The following is a 19,725-nucleotide window of genomic DNA, read 5'->3' on the forward strand; positions in this document are numbered from 1 at the left end:
GATCAGCGGTAGTCGTCCTCGTCGGCGGTGACGACACGGGCCTGCTCCATGGCGTCCCAGTCGTCGACCTCCATGCCGCGGTGCGGCTCGCCGTCGCTGTCGTCGGTCACCGCGGTGGCCTGCTCGACCGCGTCCGCCGGTTCGGCCTCCAGATCCCGCTCCTCCGGGGCGAGGTGGTCACTGGGCGCGAAGTCCTCGTCGGGCTGCCCCATCGTCCCTCCCTGATCTCCGTGCGGGCATCGTCCCCACCACCGTACGGGCTGGTCCGGGCCGCCGCCCGGTGGCGGGCGGAACGCGGAGTCGGCGATTGTCCCGCTCCCGGCGCACGGCCGGTGCCAGGATGGTTGCCATGGGCTTTCTGATCCGACTGGCGATCACCGCTGTCGCGTTGTGGATCGCGACGCTGATCGTGCCCGGGGTGGAGGTGAGCGGCCGTAACACCGGCAACAACGTGCTCACCCTGATCGTGGTGGCGCTGGTCTTCGGTGTGGTCAACGCGGTGCTCAAACCGCTCATCAAGGTGTTCGGCTGCGTGTTCTACCTGCTCACGCTCGGCCTGTTCGCGCTCGTGGTGAACGCCCTGCTGTTCCTGCTGACCGACTGGATCGCCGGCGTGCTGAAGCTGCCCTTCCACGTGGACGGCTTCTGGGCCGCCTTCTGGGGCGCCATCGTGGTCGCGGTGGTGAGCTGGCTGATCAGCGTCGTCGTGCCGGACCGGCTGGAGAATCGGTGAGCAGCGCCCGGGCCGGTTGTGCCCCGTGCGCGCTCCTACGGGATACTGCCCGCGGTGGACAGCGCGGTCCGGCGCACCCGTGGACGTCAGCGGCCGGAACGGTCGCCTCCATGGAAGACAGCGGCCTGCACGGCCGAGAGCGGTAAGTAAGGAGCGTTCGACATGCCCATCGCTTCCCCTGAGGCTTACGCGGAGATGCTGGACCGGGCCAAGGCCGGCCGGTACGCGTACCCCGCGATCAACGTGACCTCCTCGCAGACGCTGAACGCGGCGCTCAAGGGCTTCGCCGACGCGGAGAGCGACGGCATCATCCAGGTCTCCACCGGCGGCGCGGAGTACCTGTCCGGCCCGTCCGTGAAGGACATGGTGACCGGCGCGGTGGCGTTCGCCGCGTACGCGCACGAGGTCGCCAAGAAGTACCCGGTGAACATCGCGCTGCACACCGACCACTGCCCGAAGGACAAGCTGGACAAGTTCGTCCGGCCGCTGATGGCCATCTCCCAGGAGCGCGTCAAGGCCGGCCAGGAGCCGCTGTTCCAGTCGCACATGTGGGACGGCTCGGCCGTGCCGGTGGCGGAGAACCTGGAGATCGCCGAGCAGCTGCTCGCCGAGGCCGCCAAGGGCAAGATCGTCCTGGAGATCGAGGTCGGTGTCGTCGGCGGCGAGGAGGACGGCGTCGAGAACGCCATCAACGACAAGCTCTACACCACCGTCGAGGACGGCCTGGCCATGGTCGACGCGCTCGGCCTGGGCGAGAAGGGCCGCTACATGGCGGCGCTGACCTTCGGCAACGTGCACGGCGTCTACAAGCCGGGCAACGTCAAGCTGCGCCCCGAGGTGCTCAAGCAGATCCAGGACGCGGTCGGCGCCAAGTACGGCAAGGACAAGCCGCTCAGCCTGGTCTTCCACGGCGGCTCCGGCTCGCTGCTGTCGGAGATCCGGGAGGCGCTGGACTACGGCGTGGTGAAGATGAACATCGACACCGACACCCAGTACACCTTCACCCGCCCGGTCGCGGACCACATGCTCCGCAACTACGACGGCGTGCTGAAGGTCGACGGCGAGGTCGGCAACAAGAAGATGTACGACCCGCGCGTCTGGGGCAAGGCCGCCGAGGCCGGCATGGCCGCCCGTGTGGTCGAGGCCTGCGAGCACCTGCGCTCCACCGGCACCACCATGAAGTGACCCTCTGCGTGTAAGGAAGGGCCCCTTATTAACCGCTGTGGTTAATAAGGGGCCCTTCCTCTACCGCAGGCGTTAATAAGGGGCCCTTCCTTTCACCGCACCAGGAGGGTGACTGCCTCGCGGACGTCGTCGGTCAGGTGGATCGTGTGCGACAGGTCGCCGAACGGGGACGCGGCGAACAGCGGCCGCAGCAGCGACTCCACCGGCAACTCCGTGGTCCAGTACGTGCGGTCCAGGAAGACGTACGCCCCGCTCGCCCCGTCCGTGCCGTAGAACGTCTTCGTGGCCGCCTGGAACACCTCCTGCACGGTGCCGGCCCGGCCGGGCGCGAACACGATGCCGCCCCGGGCCAGCCGCAGGATCGTGTCCTCCCGGATGGCGTTGGAGAAGTACTTGGCGATCCGCCCCGCGAACAGGTTCGCCGGCTCGTGGCCGTACAGCCAGGTGGGGATGGCCAGCCCGCCGGAACGGGCCCACTCGGTGCCGGGCGCCGACGGGCGGGGCGAGGGCAGCGACGGGCCGTCCGCGTACCGCTTGCGCACCGCCAGCGCCGCCGCCGTGTAACGCTCGTGGTCGGTGAAGTCCGGCGCGACGGCGAGCGTGTCGATCGCGGCGGACAGCTCCTCGGCCGGCCAGGCCGCGAGGAACGCGCCGAGGTTCGCCGCCTCCATCACGCCGGGACCGCCGCCGGTGACCACCAGGCGGTCGGCCCGCGCCAGCTCCCAGCCCAGCACCGCCGCCATCCGGTACGCGGCGCTGCCGCGCTGTACCGCGTGTCCGCCCATCACCCCCACCACGGACTGCGGCCCGTGCGCGGCCAGCCACGACCGGGTGGCGTCGGCCAGCGCGTTGTCCACGCCGTGGTCGTGCAGCCGCTGACCGAGTGCCTCGCGTACGTCCGGCAGCGCGCCGCCGTGCGCCCGGAAGTGCGCGTACACCCGGGTGTCGTACATCCCGGCGAACCCGCCCTCGGCGAACCCGGCGGCCAACTCGTCGGCGGTGTAGAGGTGCGACGGCTGGGTCGGGTAGGGCAGCCCGGAGAAGGGCGGGACCACGTTGGCGCCCCGCCGGACCAGGTCCGCCCCGACCTCCCGGCCGGCGAAGCGGCAGCCCACGAAGAGCGTGCCGGTGACGTCGACGTCGCGCAGGTCGGGGACCGGGTCGAGGTCGAGGCGCAGGCCCTGCACGGTCAGCCCGGCCAGGGTCCCTCCGGCCAGCCGCTGCTCGAACGCGGTGCGGGTCTCGATCTCGTTGACGTGGGGGGCGTGCGGCTCGATGACGTCCGCGGGTGGTGGGGTCGGCACCCCGTCATCCTGCCCCCGCACGGCAAGTGCCGAAACCGGGGGCGGGAACGACAGGAGCCCGGCGGGCACGCCGCCCGGCTCCTGCGTAACCGGGTCCTGGGGAGGCTCCGGATCTGTATTTGTAGTGCAAGAACCACGCCGGCGGCATGGGCCGCGGGTACGTGCGCTCCCGCCGCAGGCGTGACGAAACCCTCAGCCGTTCAGCCAACCGTACGGGCGAGGCCCCTCGCGTACCCGAGGGCGAAGCGGGTTGAATGGGGCGATGCAGAACCTGTTGCCTGAGCCACCGGCCACCCTGCTCCCGACCCACGAGGAGGCCGACGCCGCGCTGGCGGCGGCGGCCGAGCAGGGCACCGACGAGGCGTACGCCGAGGTCGCGGCCCGCTTCCCGACCTACAGCGCGGCCTGGGCCGCGCTGGCCGGCCGCTCGCTCGCCGCGGGCCAGGTCGTGACGGCGTACGCGTACGCCCGCACCGGCTACCACCGCGGCCTGGACCAGCTGCGCCGCAGCGGCTGGAAGGGGCACGGCCCGGTGCCCTGGTCGCACGCGCCCAACCAGGGCTTCCTGCGCTGCCTCTACGTGCTGTCCCGCGCCGCGGGGGAGATCGGTGAGGCGGACGAGGCGGCCCGCTGCGCCCAGTTCCTCCGCGACTGCGACCCGGCCGCCGGGGACGCGCTGTCCGGCGACTGACCCGCCCCGCGACGGCCGGCATCTTGCGGCCGGCCGTCGCGCCCGTCCCTACAGTCCTTCGGCCACCGACGCGGCGATCTTGAGCCAGGCGTCCCGGGTGGCGGAGGAGAGCTGCCCGTACCGCAGCGGCTCGCCGGTGTCGATGAGCCGCTCGTACGGCGCCAGCAGCACCGCCCGGGTCCGGGCCGCGAAGTGGGCCTGGATGGCCGGCAGGTCGATCTCCTTGCGGGACGGCGGCATCGACACCACTGTCACGGCCTGCCGGACCAGCCGCTGCCGGCCGCTCTGCTCCAGGTGGTCGAGCATCCGGGCGGCGGTCTCGGCCGAGTCGTTGCGGGCCGACATGGTGACCACGAGCTGATCGGTGGCGTCCATCGCGGCCTGCCAGTTCTGCGCCCGGACGTTGTTCCCGGTGTCCACGAAGATCAGCTTGTAGAACCGGCTGACCACCTCGCGGATCTCCGCGAACGCGGCGGCGGTGAGCATCTCGCCGCCGGTCGCCGACTCGTCCGAGGCGAGCACGTCGAACATGCCCTCGCCCTGCGAGCGGACGTACTGCGACAGGTCGCCGACCCGGCCGTGCGGCCCCTGGAACTGGGCCAGGTCGCGCAGCATGTCGCGCACCGTACGGGCGTGGAAGTCCTGCTGCGCCCGCATGCCGAGGGTGCCCTGGGTCTCGTTGTTGTCCCAGGCCAGCACGTATCCGCCGCGCTTCTGGCCGAACGTCATGGCGAGCAGCAGGATGGCCACCGTCTTGCCGGCGCCGCCCTTCGGGTTGACCACTGTCACCTGGCGCAGCCCGCCGAAGTTGCGGCGGACCATCTCGATGTCGCGCTTCACCTCCTGCTCGTGCTGCCCGGGCGCGAGCCGGACCAGCCCGATCTTGTTGACCACCGCGCGTACGCCCATGGTGGCCACCGGATCGACCGGTCTGGCCTGACGGCGGCGGGCGAAGTCCTCGGCGGTCGGGGGCACCGCCTGCTGCGGCGTCCAGCCCTGCTCCGGGTACGCCGGCGGGGGCGCGGCCGGGCCGGACACCGGCGGGGCGGGCACCTGCGGTGGCACCGGGGCGCCCGGCTGCGGCGTTCCGGCCTGCGGTGGACCGGCTTGCGGTGGGCCGGCCTGTGGCGTCCAGCCGGGCGGCGGGTACCAGCCGGGCTGGCCGGGCTGGGGCTGGTAGCCGGTCTGCGGGTAGCCGTTGCCGTAGGGCGACGGCGGCGTCGGCACGCCAGGCGACGGTGGGAACGGCCCGAGGCGCGGCGGCTCCGGCGCGGGCTCACCCGTACCCGGCGACACCGCCCCGGCGACCTGAGCCCGGCCCGTCACCGGGGCGGTGTCGGGCGGCGGTAGGGGTGTGCCGGCGACCGGGGCCCGGCCGGAGACTGCGCCGTCGGCGTGGACAGCCCGCGCCGGGTCGCTGCCGGACCCCGGCGTGTCGCCGTCAGCGGGAACGAGGTCCGGCGCGGAGTCGGCAGTGGCGCGCTGGGGCGGCTGGGCCCACGGCGACACGGCCCGGCCGTTCCCGGCGCCCTCGCCGTCCGCTTCGGCTGTCGTCCGCGCGTCGGCCGAGCGCGCCGTTGTCCGCGTGCCCTCCGGGTCGGCTGTCGTCCGCATGTCAGCCGGGTCCGGCGATGTGCGCGCGGCGGCCGGATCGGGATCGGCCGCGACCTGCGACGCGGGATAGGCGGCCGGGTCGGGATCGGGCGCGGGATACGCGGCGGCCGTGACCGGTGAGCCCGGTCCCGGCTGGGCCGGCGCCGGGGCGGGAGACGGCTGGTCGAGCGTGAACGGCAGGTCCAGGTCGACCGCGGGCGCCGGTGGCCCCGGGACGTCCGCCGCCGACGGCGTGGGAGCGTCGGCTGGCGGGAGCGGCCAGGGTACGGCCGCCCAGGGCGGGGCGGTGACCGCACCGTCGGTCTCCTCCGGCGGCCAGAGCGGCTCGACGTCCCGCTCCGGCACCTGCCCTCGACCCGGCAGGTGGGCCCGGTCGTCGTTGTCGTGCACCACGGTTCCTCCCCATTCCTTCCGCCGAGGATAGGCGGTACGGCCAGCGGCGCGAGCCGGGCGGGGATCGACCGAGGTCAGCCCGTCCAGACCGCCCAGGCCCCCGGCTCGGTCCACCAGGAGCGTTTGCGGGTCAGCTCGCCCTCGACGCCGTCGTCGAGGAAGGGCACCTTCTCGTCGCGGGGCACCACCGCCACCGCACGTCCCCGCGCCCGGCGTACCTCCAGCCGGACCTTCTTCCGGCCCAACGCCGACCGGGTCGCCACTGGTACGGCGACGCCCACCGTCACCCGGCCGTCGGCCGGATCCGGGCCGCCCAGCAGGTCCACCTCGCCCAGGCGCGCGTACCCGCCCGCGTTGCCGATCGCGCAGGCGGTGATCGGCTCGGAGCCGTCGCTGAGCACCGTGCCGTCGACCTCGACCCGGGCCCGCCAGTGCAGCGGGCGGCCGGCGTCGTCGGCGGCGCCGAGCAGCGCGCCGTCGAGCGTCACCGAGCCGCCGTCGTTGCGCAGCAGGTCCAGCCGCCGGGGGGTGCCGTCCAGCACCGCCGCGGCGACCCCTGCCGGGTCGCGGGGCAGCCCGAGCTGCGCGGCCAGGTCGCGCGCCGTTCCGGACCGGGCCGGATCGAGCGGGAGTACGCCGACCGGGGGCAGGTCGGGCACCGTCCGGTTCTCGGCCAGGTCGGCGGGGCGGCGGCTCGGCGGCGGAGCGTACCGGCGGACCAGCCGGCGCAGGACGGCGCGCAACTGACCGTCACTCGCCGTGGCGACGATCAGCCGGGTCTTGCCGTCGGGGTCCGGCCAGGTGAGGCCGTCGGCGCGCGGCGGGCCGTCGAGCCGGGCCAGCACCTCGTCGATCTCGGCGTCCGACCGGGCGGTCACCGTGGTCACCCGGGCACCCCGGGCGGTCAGCTCGTCCGCGCAGGCCAGCACCGGTACGCGTGGCGTCTCGCAGCGCTCCTCGCCGGTCTCGGCGGCGGTGTCGTCCGCGCCGCCGCAGCAGGCGCCGCCGTTGCCGCAGCCACCACCGGGAGCGTCCCGCTCCGAGCCGAGGGTGAGCAGCACCACGTCGTACACGAAGGAGCCTCCTGCTTCTCGACCAACCCCTGCTGGTCCCGCCGTCACTACTTGTTAGCCTGACACCCCGGGCTCGCAGACCGGTCGCCACCTGGCACCCGAGCCTTCTGGAGGCGGAAAAGATGCCAGCGATCGTGCTGCTCGGCGCCCAGTGGGGCGACGAGGGCAAGGGCAAGGTTACCGACCTGCTCGGTGAGCGGGTCGACTACGTCGTGCGCTACTCCGGCGGCAACAACGCAGGCCACACGGTGATCACGCCGGACGGCCAGAAGTACGCGCTGCACCTCATGCCGTCCGGCGCGCTGTCACCGAGCGCGATGATCGTGATCGGCAACGGCGTGGTGGTCGACCCGAAGGTGCTGCTGCAGGAGATCGACGGGCTCGCCGAGCGCGGCGTGGACGTGTCCCGCCTGCGCATCTCCGGTGACGCGCACCTGATCATGCCGCATCACCGGGCGCTGGACCGGGTGGTCGAGCGCTACCTCGGCAGCTCCCGCATCGGCACCACCGGCCGGGGCATCGGCCCCGCGTACGGCGACAAGGTCGCCCGGATGGGCATCCGCCTGCAGGACCTGCTCGACCCGGGCATCCTGCGCAAGAAGCTGGAGCTGGCGCTCCGCGAGAAGAACCAGCTGCTGTTCAAGATTTACAACCGCAAGGCGATCGACGTCGAGGAGACGGTCGAGGAGTACCTCCAGTACGCCGAGCGGCTGCGCCCGTACATCGCCGAGACCCGGGTGATGCTCTGGGACGCGCTCGACCGCGGCGAGACCGTGCTGCTGGAGGGTGCCCAGGCCACCATGCTCGACATGGACCACGGCACCTACCCGTTCGTCACCTCGTCGAACCCGACGGCCGGCGGGGCGTGCGTGGGCGCGGGCATCCCGCCGACCGCGATCACCAGGGTCATCGCGGTGAGCAAGGCGTACACGACGCGGGTGGGCTCCGGCCCGTTCCCCACCGAGCTGTTCGACGACAACGGGCAGCACCTGCGCAAGATCGGCCACGAGTACGGCACCACCACCGGCCGGGAGCGCCGCTGCGGCTGGTTCGACGCGGTGGTGGCCCGGTACGCGTGCCGCCTCAACGGGGTCACCGACCTCGTGGTCACCAAGCTGGACGTGCTGACCGGCTTGGCCAAGGTGCCGATCTGCGTCGGGTACGAGATCAACGGCGAGCGGTTCGACGACATGCCGATGACGCAGACCGACTTCCACCACGCCACGCCGATCTACGAAGAGCACGACGGTTGGTGGGAGGACATCACCAAGGCGCGGACGGAGGACGAGCTCCCCGAGAACGCGAGGCGCTACATCGCCCGCATCGAGGAGCTGACCGGCACCCGCGTGAGCGTGGTAGGTGTGGGCCCAGGCCGAGAGGAAAACGTCCTCCGCCACCCCCTCCTCCCCTAACCCCCCCCCGCCGGGCCCCGGCCCTCCCGGTCCTCGGGCCCTCCGGGCCCCACGCCGGTGATCAAGGAGTTTGTGTCCAGTCCGGCGTCGGATCCGGACACAAACTCCTTGATCACCGGGGCGGGTGGGCACGGGGTGGAGGCGGGACGGGCTGTAGGAGGGCGGTTGTCCACAGGTTTGTCCACAGGGGTGTCGGCTGTGGGGTGGCGCGGGGGAGCCTGCGCGTGTGGGTGGATTCGACGAGTTGACGCGGCTGGCCGCCGGGCAGGGCGGGTTTGTCACCGCTGGGCAGGCGTTGCGCCTGGGCCTTGGCCGGGAGCAGATCCGGTACCTCGTCCGGGCCGGGCAATGGACGCGCGTCTCGCGCGGCTGCTACCTCCCGTCCGCAGGGTCGACGGAGGTGGTGCTGCGGCGTGTCCGCATCCGCGCCGCGATCGCGAGTCTTGGGCAGGGCGCGGTCGCCGTGCTCGACACCGCCGCCGAACTGCACGGCATCGGCGGCCTTCCACCGACGGCGGCGATCCACGTCTCGGTGCCACCCGGTCGGCCGCACGTGCAGCGCCGGGCGGAGCCGGGACTGACGGTGCACCAGTTGACGCTCGCCGACGCGCACGTGTGCCGGGCCGGCGGCGCACCGGTCACCACACCGGCGCGGACCGTTGCCGACGTGTTGCTGCGGGCTCGGCGCTACCCGGCGGTGTGCGTTCTCAACTCCGCGCTCAACCAGGGGATCCTGGCCGAGGACGACCTGTCCCTGGTGCTCGCGCATCTCGCGGGACGCCGAGGGGCGGTCGCCGCGCGGGAGTATCTTGCCGAGGCGGACGGCCGGGCGCAGTCGCCCCTGGAGACGCGCGCCCGGCTCCGGTGTGTCGACGGCGGCGTCCCGCCGGACACCCTGCAACTCGCGGTACGGGACGAGGACGGTTACCTGCTCGGCATAGGGGACCTGGCCTGGCGGGGCGCACGCCTGATCGCCGAGGCGGACGGCCGGGCCCCGCACCTGACCCCCGAGGCGGTCTACGCCGACCGCTTCCGGCAGAACCGCCTGGTCAACGCCGGCTGGCGGATCCTCCGCTTCACCTGGTCCGAGACCCTGCGCCCCGACTACATCCCCCAGACGGTCAGACGCGCCCTGCGCCAGAGCCGCCAGCACGGTTGATCAAGGAGTTTGCGGACTCCCGCCCCCGAATCTGGGACGCAAACTCCTTGATCAACGGGGTGGGGTGGGGTGGTCAGTAGGATGCGGGGTCGTGCGCGTACTTCTTGTGGGTGGTGGTGGGCGGGAGCACGCTCTCGCGCTCGGACTGGCCGGGGATCCGGCTGTCGAGGCGCTCGTCGCGGCTCCGGGGAATCCGGGGATCGCGGCCGTGGCGCAGTTGCGGGAGGTGACACCCACCGACCCGGCCGCCGTGGCGGCCCTCGCCGTCGAGGTCGCGGCGGACCTGGTGGTCATCGGGCCGGAGGCGCCGCTGGTGGCGGGCGTCGCCGACGCGGTACGCGCCAAGGGCATCGCGGTGTTCGGCCCGAGCGCGGAGGCGGCCCGGCTGGAGGGTTCGAAGACGTTCGCGAAGGACGTGATGACCGCCGCCGGCGTGCCGACCGCCCGCGCGTACACCTGTGACGACGCGGCGGCCGTGGCGCGGGCGCTGGACGAGTTCGGCGCGCCGTACGTGGTGAAGGACGACGGGCTGGCCGCCGGCAAGGGCGTGGTGGTGACCGACGACCGGGCCGCCGCCGAGCGGCACGCCGCGGAGTGCGGCCGGGTGGTGATCGAGGAGTACCTGTCCGGCCCCGAGGTCTCCCTGTTCGTGGTCACCGACGGCGAGGCGGCGGTGCCGCTGCTGCCCGCGCAGGACTTCAAGCGCGTCGGCGACAGCGACACCGGCCCGAACACGGGCGGGATGGGCGCGTACACGCCGCTGCCGTGGGCCCCGCCGAACCTGGTGGACGACGTGATGCGCGACGTGGTGCACCCGACGCTCGCGGAGCTGCGCCGCCGGGGCACCCCGTTCGCCGGTCTGCTCTACGTGGGACTGGCGATCACCCCGTCCGGGCCGCGCGTGATCGAGTTCAACGCGCGCTTCGGCGACCCGGAGACCCAGGTGGTGCTCGCCCTGCTGGAGACGCCGCTGGGCGGGCTGCTGCACGCCGCGGCCACCGGCACGCTGGGCGCGCACCCACCGCTGCGCTGGCGCGAGGGCGCGGCGGTCACAGTCGTGGTGGCGGCCGAGGGCTATCCGGCTGGCCCGCGTACCGGTGACGTGATCACCGGCGCGGACCGCGCCGGGATCATCCACGCCGGGACCCGCCGCGACGCCGACGGCACGTTGCGGTCCGCTGGGGGCCGGGTCCTCTGCGGTACGGCGACCGGCCCGGACCTGGCCGCCGCGCGCGACGCCGCCTACGAGTTGGTACGCGAGGTCGAGCTGGCCGGTTCCCACCACCGCACCGATATCGCGGCGGCGGCGGTGGACGGCCGGATCACGCTTCCCGGCTGACGGGCGGCGCCCCGCGGCGGGACCGGCTCGCGGGGCGCCGCCCGTCAGTCGAAGTAGCGGCGCAACTCCCGGCTCAGCACCTTGCCGGTGGCGTTGCGCGGCAGGTACTTGACGAGCACCACGTCCCGGGGCACGGAGAAGCGGGCCAGGTAGCGCCGGACGTACTCGCGGACCGCCTCCGGGTCGAGCGTCTCGCCCGGCCGCAGCGCCAGGAACGCGGCCAGCCGCTGGCCGTAGTCGGGGTCCGGGACGCCGATCACCGCGACCTCGCGGACCTGCGGCAGCCGGGCGATCAGGTCCTCCACCTCGGACGGGAACACGTTCTCGCCGCCGGAGACGATCATGTCGTCCGCCCGGCCGTCCACGAAGAGCAGGCCGTGTGCGTCCAGCCGGCCGAGGTCGCCGGTGTCCAGCAGGCCGTCGCGGCGCTCCCGCCCGGCGCCCGAGGTGTAGCCCTCGAAGAGCATCTCGTTGCCCACGAAGATCCGCCCGACCTCGCCGTCCCGGACGGGGCGGCCGTTCTCGTCCAGGATCGCCAGCCGGGTGCCGTGCGGCGGCCGGCCCGCCGTGGTGGGCGCGGCGCGCAGTTCGCGCGGGCCGGCGATGGAGGCCCAGGAGACCTCGGTCGAGCCGTAGAGGTTGTACACCACGTCGCCGTAGCGGTCCATGAAGGCGGTGGCCAGGTTGCCGGGCAGGGCGGATCCGCTGACCGCGACCACCTTGAGCGGGGGCCGGGGCTGCGGCGGCTCGACCTCCATGAGTCGTTGCAGCATCACCGGTACGGCGAACATCGCGTCGCACCGCTGGGCGACGAGCGCGGTCAGTGTGGCGGCGGGGTCGAAGCGGCGGTGCAGCACGACTGTGGCGCGCAGCGCGAACGAGACCTGGAGGGCGGCGTACCCCCAGGTGTGGAAGATCGGCGCGGCGATCATGGTGGTGTTCCGCGCGTGCAGCGGGATGCGGTCGATGATGGACACCAGCGGGCCGAAGCCGTGCGGGGTGGGGCGGCGGGCGCCCTTGGGAGCGCCGGTGGTGCCGGAGGTCAGCACTATGGTGCGGCCGTCCCGCTCGGGCGGCTGGAGCTGTTCGCCGGGGACCGCGGCGGCGATCAGCGCCTCGTGCCGCCGCTCGTCGACCCGGTGCACCTCGGCGGGGAGGCCGAGGACGCGCTCGCTGAACTCGCCGTCGTGGACCAGGACGCGCAGGCCCTGTTCCTCGGCCACGGTGCCCAGCTGTGCCGCGGACAGGCCGGTGTTGACCAGGACGGCGTCCGCGCCGAGCAGCATCGCGGCGACTATCGCCTCGATCAGGCCGTGGTGGTTGCGGCAGAGCACGCCGACCCGGTCGCCGGCCTGTACGCCGAGGTGGGACCGGAGCGACCGGGCCAGCCGCTCGGAGCGCTCCAGCAGTTCCTGGTACGTCATGGTGGCGCCGCGCTCGTCGATCACCGCGACGCGGCCGGGGTCGCGGGCGGCGGCCTGGCGCAGCTCCCCGGCGAGGCTCCAGCCCCACCGGCGCAGCGCGTTCAGCTGCGAGACGATCCGGATCGGGCGGCCCGGGGTGAGTAGTCCACGGCGGGTCAGCGTGGCGGCGATGAACGGCAGGTCCAAGGCGCAACTCCTTCGCGTTCGTGGTTCGTCGACCAGGCTCCGGACGGGTCGGCCGTCCGGTTTTGCGTGATCTTGCGCCCGATCGCGGGTCGGCCAGGCGGGGGCGCCCGGCCCGCGACGGCACTGCCTGTCGTCACGGGCCGGGCGGCGTGCCGCCGGCGGTCAGCGGATCTGCATCCCGGAGATGGCCCGGGAGATGACCAGCCGCTGGATCTCGGAGGTGCCCTCGAAGATGGTGTAGATCTTGGCGTCGCGGTACCAACGCTCGACCGGGTGATCGCGCAGGAAACCCGCGCCGCCGAGGAGCTGGACCGCCTTGTCGGTCACCGAGACGGCCACCTCGCCGGCCTTGAGCTTGGACATCGAGCCCTCGCCGGCGGTGAACGGCCGGTTGTTGCGGCCCATCCAGGAGGCGCGCCAGACCAGGAGCCGGGCCGCGTCGATCTCCATCTTCATGTCGGCGAGCGCGAACGCGACCGCCTGGTTGGCGATGATCGGTCGTCCGAACTGGACCCGCTCCTTGGCGTAGTCCAGGGCGTACTCGTAGGCGGCGCGGGCCACGCCGAGCGCCTGCGCGCCGACTGTCGGACGGGACAGTTCGAACGTCCGCATCGCCGCCTGGCCGGAGGCGCGCTGGCCGGACCGGGCGCGGGCCAGGCGCTCGTCGAGCGCGTCCTTGCCGCCGAGCAGGCAGCGGCCCGGCACCCGGACGTCGTCGAGGAAGACGTCCGCGGTGTGCGAGGCGCGCAGCCCGAGCTTGCGCAGCTTGCGGGTGGCGGTCAGACCGGAGGTACCAGGGGGTACGACGAACGCGGCCTGCCCGCGCGAGCCCAGCTCGGGGTCGATCGAGGCGGTGACCACGTGCACGCCGGCGATGCCGCCGTTCGTGGCGTACGCCTTCTGCCCGTTGAGCACCCACTCGTCGGTGGCCTCGTCGTAGACGGCGCGGGTACGCATCGACCCGACGTCGGAGCCGGCTTCCGGCTCGCTCGTGCAGAACGCGGCGACGGCCGGGGAGTCGACGTCGCCGAAGCACTGCGGCACCCATTCGACGAGCTGGTCGGGGGTGCCGGCGCCGTAGATCGCGGCGACCGCGAGCGAGGTGCCGAAGATGCTCAGGCCGATGCCGGCGTCACCCCAGAAGAGTTCCTCGCTGGCGATCGGCAGGGAGAGGCCGGTGGGGTCGGCCCAGCAGGTGGCGAGGAACTCGAAGCCGTACAGGCCGACCTTCGCCGCTTCCTGGATGATCGGCCACGGGGTCTCCTCCCGGGCGTCCCACTCGGCCGCGGCCGGGCGCACGACCTCGGCTGCGAAGCCGTGCACCCAGTCGCGTAGATCCCGCTGTTCCTCGTTCAGGTCTAGCGAGAACTCGGCCATGTCAGGCCTTGGGGATGTCGAACAGGTTGGCGATGTTGGCGGCCAGGCCCAGGTCGCCCTTGGCCTTCAGCTTGCCGGTCATGAACATCATCACCGGGTTGGCGGCGCCGGTGATGATCTTCAGGAATTCGACCGGGCCCATGGTGAGGCTCAGCTTCGGGTCGCGGGTCGGGGTCTCCGAGGCGGTGCAGGTGCCGTTCTCGATGACGACCTCGTAGGTGTCGGTGCCACCGTCCGGGCGGCCGGTGATGTTCCAGTGGATGACCGCGTTGGTGGCGCCGGCACGGTCGGCGCGGAACAGCGCGGGCATCCGGTTGAAGACCTCGCTGAGGATCTTGCCGCGCGACTCGCCGGACATGATCTCGGCGATCTTGGCGTCCGGGGTGGACTTGACCAGCTGCGCGAACTCCTTCGGGCCGACGTTCGCGAAGTTGGCGGGGTCGAAGTCAGTCATAAGGGATTGCACCTCTCGGGCGGGTCCGACTTGGTTACTCTGGCGTAACCTTACGCACGGGTAGGTATGCTCGCAAGGGTGTCCAGCACGCCGACCTTCAAGCGCCTTCCCCGCGCCGTACGCGAGCAGCAGATGCTCGACGCGGCGGTGAAGGTGTTCTCCCGCCGCGGCTTCCACGCCGCCAGCATGGACGAGATCGCCGACGACGCCGGCATCTCCAAACCGATGGTCTACGCCTACCTCGGCACCAAGGAAGAGCTCTTCGTCGCCTGCCTGCACCGGGAGAGCACCCGGATGATGGAGGCCATCGCCGGGGCCGCCGCCCCCGACCTGCCCGCCGACGAGCGGCTCTGGCGCGGACTGCGCGCGTTCTTCGGCTTCGTCGGCGCGCACCGGGACGGCTGGGCCGTGCTCTACCGGCAGGCCCGCGGCTCGCAGCCGTTCGCCGTCGAACTCGCCGCCATGCGGGGACGGCTGGTCGAGGTGGTAGCCGGGATGCTCGACCACGCGCTGCGCGCCGCCGGACGGGAGGTCGGCGCCACCGACCTGGAGGTGGTCGCGTACGCGCTCGTCGGCGCCTCCGAGTCGCTCGCCGACTGGCTGGCCGACCACCCGGAGGCCGACGCCGGCAAGACCGCGACCCGGATGATGAACGTGGCCTGGCTCGGCGCCGACCAGCTGTTGCGCGGCGTCACCTGGCACCCCGGCGCTGTGTAAGGAAGGGCCCCTTCTTAACGCCTCCGGTAGTGGAAGGGCCCCTTGTTAACAGTCGCGCCGAGCGGCCGCCCGGGCGTGTGCCCTGCGCCGACCCCACCGGGCGGCCTCGAACAGGCCGGTGACCGCGAGCGAGATGGCGACCCCGGCGAGGAGCCCGGAGACGGGGTTGTGCTCGAACGCCAGGCCGCCGAAGTAGCCGAGCAGCGCGCAGTAGATTCCCCAGGTCGCGCAGGCCAGCGAGTCGTAGAGCAGGAACATCCGCGCCGGGTAGCGGACCGCGCCCATGGTCAGCGTGACGGCGGTCCGACCGCCGGGGACGTACCGGGCGGTGGTCAGGATCATCCCGCCGCGCCTGTCGACGGCCCGGCGGGCCCACTCGGAGCTGGCCCGCCGCCGGCTGTCCGCGGGGAGCCGGGCGAGCCGGTGCGCGCCGCCGCCGCGCCCGATCGCGTACGAGATGTGATCGCCGACGAGCGCGCCGAACGCGGCGGTCACGATCACCAGCACCAGGTTCGGCTCCCCGCCCGCCGCGAAGACCCCGGCCGTGATCACCACAGTCTCGCCGGGCACCGCCGGGAAGAACGCGTCGATCGCGGTGACCGCGATGATCAGCAGATACACCCACGGCGAGGTCACCGTGTGGTGCAGCAGGTCGAGCACGTCCCCCATGCACCCATGCTCGGGGGTGCGGTGTTAAGCAGGGGCCCTTCCCATACAAAAGGCGTTAACAAGGGGCCCTTCCTTCTCCTCGGCGGTGGGCCCGCGCGACGTGAGCACCACCGGCGCCCCCAGCGCCTCCGAGACCGCCGCCGACCAGTCGGCCGGTGACTCGCCGAGCACCGGCCGCGCCCGCAGCAGCCGCTGCGTGAGCGTCGCCTGCCGGTCCAGGTCACCGGCCGGCCCGGGGACGAGCCGGTCCAGGCCCTCGTACCGGCGGCAGATCCGCAGCTCCGGGCCGGCCAGGTCGAGGTGGGTCAGCGCCAACCCGTCCACCCCACCGGCGACCTCCAGCGCGTACCGGTGGGCGACAGCGTCGAAGTGCCCGAACCGGAACCGGCCCTGCCAGGGGTTCGTCCCGTTGTGCCGGTCGGTGAACGGCAGCGCCGCGTCCTCGGTGACCAGCGGGCCGGGGCCGTGCCGGGTGGTGGTCGTGCGCAGCACGCCGAGCCGCTGCGCGGTCCCGGCCAGGCCCACCTCGGCGAGCAGCGTCTCGGCGTTGGCGAACGTCGTGGTGCTCCACGTCGTGTACGGGTGGAAGCCGTGCCACTCGTCCAGCAGCACCCCCTGCGCGCCCTCGAACACGCAGGTGCCCTCGCGTAGGGCGCCGGCGAGCCAGGTCCGGTCGACGATCGCCACCCGGCGCGCGAAGGCCGCGTACGCGGGCAGGCAGTCCTCCACCGGCGGCGCGTCCAGTGGTCCCAGCTCGGCGGTGAGCCGATCGCGCAGCGCGGCCAGCCGACGGCGCAGCACCGCCGGGCGGCGGCAGTCCGCCACCCGGGGCGCCTCGTCGGGGTGGGCGAGACCGTACGCGACGGCCTCGCCCACCCCGAGCCCGCAGGAGCCGTGCCGGTCGGCTCCCCGGGCGATCTCCCGGGCGCGGTTGGCGGCCCGGTGGTACGGGGTGGCGAGCAGCGCCTCCCCGTCCACTGTCAGACGGTCGAGCGCGTCGGGCACGCCGACCGACGCGAGGTGGTCGGCCTCGGCGGCGAGCGCCAGCGGGTCCACCACGACGTGCCGCGCCAGGTGTGTCCGTACGCCCGGACGGAACGTCCCGGAGCCGAACTGCGCGAACGTGTGGTGCCGCCCGTCGCGCAGGACGACGTTGTGCGCCGCCTGCGCGCCCCCGTTGAAGCGGATGACCGTGTGCACCTGCCGGGTGGCGCAGAGCAGGTCCACCACTGTGCCCTTGCCGGCGTCGCCGTAGCCGAGGTCGACCACCATCACGTGGTTCACAGCCGGGTGACCCCGCTTCCGCCGTCGGCCGGGCTGAACGGCAGCGTCGCCACCGCGCGTCGCTCGGAGCCGAGCCGGGCCAGCGCCTTCGAGACGGTCCGGGTGGCGGTGGATCCGGCCCGGTCCAGGTCGCGCAGCCCGGCGTCCAGGTCGATGGCCTGCTCGCCGAGGCCGACGGTGAGCGCGATCGTCTCGCAGACCGCGTCCAGGTCGTCCAGCTCGACCGCGTTCTGCCCGAGCAGGCCGCGCCAGAAGTCCAGCACCTTGCGGTTGCCCGCGTAGTGGCTGCCGGCCGGGAGCAGGTAGTAGGTGTCCCAGCGCGCGGTCACCTCGTCCACCATCTGCCGGACCGGCATGTCCTCGCGCAGGTCGTCGCCGATCAGCCGGGCCACCTCCGCGGCCTTGACCCCCGGGTACGCCAGTTCGTCGCCGATGATGAACAGGTAGCCGCGCCGGCCGCGCTTGTCCCAGCTGTCGGTGGCGGTGTGCCGGGCCATGAAGTAGAGCGCGAGCTCGTACGACTCCATCATCTGGCCGCCTCCGCCGCCTTCCAGCACGATCCGGCCGAGGTCGTCGTCCATCCGGTTGTCGGATTCGAACTGCCCGATCTGCAACGGCACCCGGTCGCAGGTGGCGTCGCCGATCGCGCCGAACATGACCTGCGGGTCCTTCGCGTACCCCTGGCGCAGCAGCAGGCCGAGCAGTTGCGGCAGCTTGCTCTGCAGCACCCGGGGCACGTGCCCCATCGAGCCGGTGACGTCGAACAGCACGGCGATCGGCGTCGACTGCGGGTGCTCGGCGGAGTCGCGGCTCTCCCGCAGCGCGTCGCGCGGGTCGAGCGCCGGGTGCACCTTGCGGGCGCCGCTGTCGCTGTACGAGAACGCGCTCTTGCCGGTGCGGCGCCGGTAGCGGTCGGCGGCGTCGTACACGTCGGTGGACCAGATTCCACTGCCCATGGCAGCCTCCCTAGGGGTTGAGGGTGAAGGGTCGGAAGGTGCGCGGCCCGTACAGCCGGTGCAGCACCTCGTCGAGTTCGCGCAGCAGCCGCCAGGCGTCGTCGGGCCGGGTGGCGAGCGCGGCGCCCTGGCAGCCGTCGGCGAAGGCGCGCAGCTCGCGCGGCGCGCGGTCGCCCATCAGCCAGGTCATGCAGCGGGCGGCGAGCGCGATGTCGGTGCCCGGGCCGCACTGCCGCTTCGCGGCGACCTCCGGCGGATACCAGTCCTCGTGGCCGGGCACCAGCGCCGGCACGAGCCCGCCCGGCTCGGCCGAGAAGCACCAGTCGACGAGCACCAGGCCGTGCGCGTCCGGCTCGATCAGCACGTGCCGGGGCAGCACCGCGCCGTGGACCACGCCGGCCCGGTGGGCCAGGCCGAGCGCCACGAGCAGCCGCCGCCACATCCAGGCGGCGTCGCACGGGTCCAGCCCGTCGGGGTACGCGCGGCGCACGTCGTCCAGGCTGTGCAGCCCGGGTACGGTGGCCAGTTCGTTGACCTGCCGTTGCACTCCGGTCGACGGGTCGCGCGCCGGGTAGGAGTCGACCAGCCTCGGCACGTACGCGAGGTGCTTGGCGTCGCCCCGCTCGGCGATCCGGCGCAACGCGCGGGCCTCGCGGGCCATCAGGTCGTTGTCGCCGGGATGCCGGGCCACCTTCGCCAGGTGATAAGAAGGGGCCCTTCCTCTACCGGAGGCGTTAACAGGGGGCCCTTCCTTACGTTCGTGCAGGGTGGCGACGTCGCCGGTGTACGCGGGGGCCGGGGTGCGCCAGCGCGTGTTGACGGTGATCAGCGCTTCGGCGGCGGCGGCGCGTACCCCCGGGTCGGCCGCGCCCAGCCGGTCGGGGTGCAGCGCGCCGACCAGCTCGCGGTAGCGGCGGGCCGGCTCGTCCGCGCCGAACAGGTCGGCGTCGGTACGCGCGGCGGTGACCAGCCGGATCGCCTCTTCGGTCCTCACCGCACCGTCTCCTCCCGGGCGGGGCGCAGCAGCGCCGGGTGCAGCAGCCGGGCGTCTCCGGCGCGGTAGAGCTTGGCCCGGGGGCCGCCGCGCGCGCCGCCGCGTTCGGTGCTGGCGCCGGTGCTCTCCACGAAGCCGGGCACCGAGAGCACCTTGCGGTGGAAGTTGCCGGCGTGCAGCGGGTGGCCCCAGACCGTCTCGTAGACCTCGCGCAGCTCGGTGATGGTGAACTCGGGGGCGAGGAAGCGGGTGGCCAGCGGCGTGTACTCCAGCTTGGAGCGGGCCCGCTCCAGCCCGTCGTCGATGATCCGGGCGTGGTCGAAGGCGAGCTGCCGGCTGGTCAGCGCGGTCACCGGCAGCCAGATCGCCTCGTCGGCGTCGGTGTCGGCGACCGGGTCGGGCAGGTCGGGGGCGAACGCCAGGTGCGCGACCGAGACCACCCGCATGCGCGGGTCGCGGTCCGGCGCGCCGTAGCTGCCGAGCTGTTCCAGGTGTACCCGGCGCAGCCGCTCGCCGCCGAGGCCGGTCTCCTCGGCCAGCTCGCGCCGGGCGCCGGTGGTCAGGTCCTCGTCCGGCTGGACGAAGCCGCCGGGCAGCGCCCAGTGCCCCTCGTAGGGCGGCGCGCCCCGGCGGATCAGCAGCAGGTGCAGCGCGCCCTCGCGGATGGTCAGCGCGACCACGTCGACGGTGACCGCGACCGCCGGGTAGTCCCGCGGGTCGTATCCGGCGAGGAAGTCCTGCTCGTTCACGGCCGCTCACTC

Annotated in this window: 19 protein-coding genes; 7 read left to right on the forward strand and 12 right to left on the reverse strand. The window is 73.3% G+C overall.

Features of this window, described 5'->3' with window-relative positions; genetic code table 11:
* Positions 1-2: 2 nt before the first annotated feature.
* Positions 3-212, reverse strand: coding sequence for a hypothetical protein (locus MicB006_RS00880; RefSeq protein ID WP_116503211.1), 210 nt, complete (start codon positions 210-212; stop codon positions 3-5).
* A 137-nt stretch (positions 213-349) separates the two neighbouring features.
* On the opposite strand from MicB006_RS00880, the gene MicB006_RS00885 reads away from it, so the two are divergent.
* Both MicB006_RS00885 and fbaA read left to right on the forward strand, forming a co-directional pair.
* Entirely contained in the window at positions 350-733 is a 384-nt protein-coding gene (locus tag MicB006_RS00885; protein WP_073826809.1) for a phage holin family protein, read from the forward strand.
* Positions 734-895: 162 nt separating this feature from the next.
* Positions 896-1,918 carry a class II fructose-bisphosphate aldolase gene (fbaA, locus tag MicB006_RS00890; protein WP_073826807.1) on the forward strand — a complete coding sequence of 341 codons (1,023 nt, stop codon included), beginning with the start codon at positions 896-898 and terminating at the stop codon, positions 1,916-1,918.
* Positions 1,919-2,010: 92 nt separating this feature from the next.
* On the opposite strand, the gene MicB006_RS00895 is transcribed toward fbaA, so the two are convergent.
* Positions 2,011-3,222 carry an LOG family protein gene (locus MicB006_RS00895; RefSeq protein WP_225980598.1) on the reverse strand — a complete coding sequence of 404 codons (1,212 nt, stop codon included), beginning with the start codon at positions 3,220-3,222 and terminating at the stop codon, positions 2,011-2,013.
* A 262-nt stretch (positions 3,223-3,484) separates the two neighbouring features.
* Here MicB006_RS00895 and MicB006_RS00900 point away from each other — a divergent pair, with 262 nt between their 5' ends.
* Entirely contained in the window at positions 3,485-3,913 is a 429-nt protein-coding gene (locus MicB006_RS00900; protein ID WP_073826804.1) for a DUF3151 domain-containing protein, read from the forward strand.
* Positions 3,914-3,961: 48 nt separating this feature from the next.
* Here MicB006_RS00900 and MicB006_RS00905 read toward each other — a convergent pair whose 3' ends face one another.
* Together MicB006_RS00905 and MicB006_RS00910 are read right to left on the reverse strand one after the other, a co-directional pair.
* Entirely contained in the window at positions 3,962-5,920 is a 1,959-nt protein-coding gene (locus tag MicB006_RS00905; RefSeq protein WP_116503213.1) for a chromosome partitioning protein, read from the reverse strand.
* Positions 5,921-5,994: 74 nt separating this feature from the next.
* Positions 5,995-6,993: a diacylglycerol kinase family protein gene (locus MicB006_RS00910; protein WP_116503215.1), complete on the reverse strand. Its 999-nt coding sequence runs from the start codon at positions 6,991-6,993 to the stop codon at positions 5,995-5,997.
* Between the two features lie 122 nt (positions 6,994-7,115).
* On the opposite strand from MicB006_RS00910, the gene MicB006_RS00915 reads away from it, so the two are divergent.
* The 3 genes from MicB006_RS00915 (at position 7,116) to purD (ending at position 10,903) form a co-directional block, all read left to right on the forward strand.
* Positions 7,116-8,405, forward strand: coding sequence for an adenylosuccinate synthase (locus MicB006_RS00915; protein WP_073826797.1), 1,290 nt, complete (start codon positions 7,116-7,118; stop codon positions 8,403-8,405).
* A gap of 226 nt (positions 8,406-8,631) precedes the next feature.
* Positions 8,632-9,564 (forward strand): type IV toxin-antitoxin system AbiEi family antitoxin domain-containing protein, encoded by a 933-nt coding sequence (locus tag MicB006_RS00920; protein ID WP_116503217.1) that lies wholly within the window; start codon positions 8,632-8,634, stop codon positions 9,562-9,564.
* Positions 9,565-9,655: 91 nt separating this feature from the next.
* Entirely contained in the window at positions 9,656-10,903 is a 1,248-nt protein-coding gene (purD, locus tag MicB006_RS00925) for a phosphoribosylamine--glycine ligase (protein WP_116503219.1), read from the forward strand.
* Between the two features lie 44 nt (positions 10,904-10,947).
* On the opposite strand, the gene MicB006_RS00930 is transcribed toward purD, so the two are convergent.
* The 3 genes from MicB006_RS00930 to MicB006_RS00940 form a co-directional block, all read right to left on the reverse strand.
* Complete coding sequence (locus MicB006_RS00930) at positions 10,948-12,513, reverse strand: AMP-binding protein (RefSeq protein WP_116503221.1); 1,566 nt, start codon at positions 12,511-12,513, stop codon at positions 10,948-10,950.
* A 162-nt stretch (positions 12,514-12,675) separates the two neighbouring features.
* Positions 12,676-13,890, reverse strand: coding sequence for an acyl-CoA dehydrogenase family protein (locus tag MicB006_RS00935; protein WP_073826788.1), 1,215 nt, complete (start codon positions 13,888-13,890; stop codon positions 12,676-12,678).
* 1 nt (position 13,891) lies between these two features.
* Positions 13,892-14,344 (reverse strand): SCP2 sterol-binding domain-containing protein, encoded by a 453-nt coding sequence (locus tag MicB006_RS00940; RefSeq protein WP_030500577.1) that lies wholly within the window; start codon positions 14,342-14,344, stop codon positions 13,892-13,894.
* A 78-nt stretch (positions 14,345-14,422) separates the two neighbouring features.
* Here MicB006_RS00940 and MicB006_RS00945 point away from each other — a divergent pair, with 78 nt between their 5' ends.
* A complete protein-coding gene (locus MicB006_RS00945; RefSeq protein WP_192900169.1) occupies positions 14,423-15,061 on the forward strand; it encodes a TetR/AcrR family transcriptional regulator in 639 nt (212 codons plus the stop codon).
* A 45-nt stretch (positions 15,062-15,106) separates the two neighbouring features.
* Here the strand turns inward: MicB006_RS00945 and MicB006_RS00950 are convergent, their stop codons facing one another.
* From MicB006_RS00950 to MicB006_RS00970, 5 genes are read right to left on the reverse strand one after another with little or no spacing between them, the layout of a single operon-like run.
* Positions 15,107-15,730, reverse strand: a complete 624-nt coding sequence (locus MicB006_RS00950) for a DedA family protein (RefSeq protein WP_116503223.1) — start codon at positions 15,728-15,730, stop codon at positions 15,107-15,109.
* Between the two features lie 24 nt (positions 15,731-15,754).
* Positions 15,755-17,014, reverse strand: coding sequence for an adenylosuccinate synthetase (locus tag MicB006_RS00955; protein ID WP_116503225.1), 1,260 nt, complete (start codon positions 17,012-17,014; stop codon positions 15,755-15,757).
* Positions 17,011-17,970, reverse strand: coding sequence for a hypothetical protein (locus MicB006_RS00960; protein ID WP_116503226.1), 960 nt, complete (start codon positions 17,968-17,970; stop codon positions 17,011-17,013). The genes MicB006_RS00955 and MicB006_RS00960 overlap by 4 nt, the downstream gene beginning before the upstream one ends.
* Positions 17,971-17,980: 10 nt before the next feature.
* Positions 17,981-18,964, reverse strand: a complete 984-nt coding sequence (locus MicB006_RS00965) for a serine/threonine protein kinase (protein WP_116503228.1) — start codon at positions 18,962-18,964, stop codon at positions 17,981-17,983.
* Positions 18,961-19,713, reverse strand: coding sequence for an NUDIX domain-containing protein (locus tag MicB006_RS00970; protein WP_073827080.1), 753 nt, complete (start codon positions 19,711-19,713; stop codon positions 18,961-18,963). The genes MicB006_RS00965 and MicB006_RS00970 overlap by 4 nt, the downstream gene beginning before the upstream one ends.
* Positions 19,714-19,725: the final 12 nt, after the last annotated feature.

Origin of the sequence: Micromonospora sp. B006, assembly GCF_003408515.1 — a bacterium.
GTDB lineage: Bacteria > Actinomycetota > Actinomycetes > Mycobacteriales > Micromonosporaceae > Micromonospora > Micromonospora echinospora_A.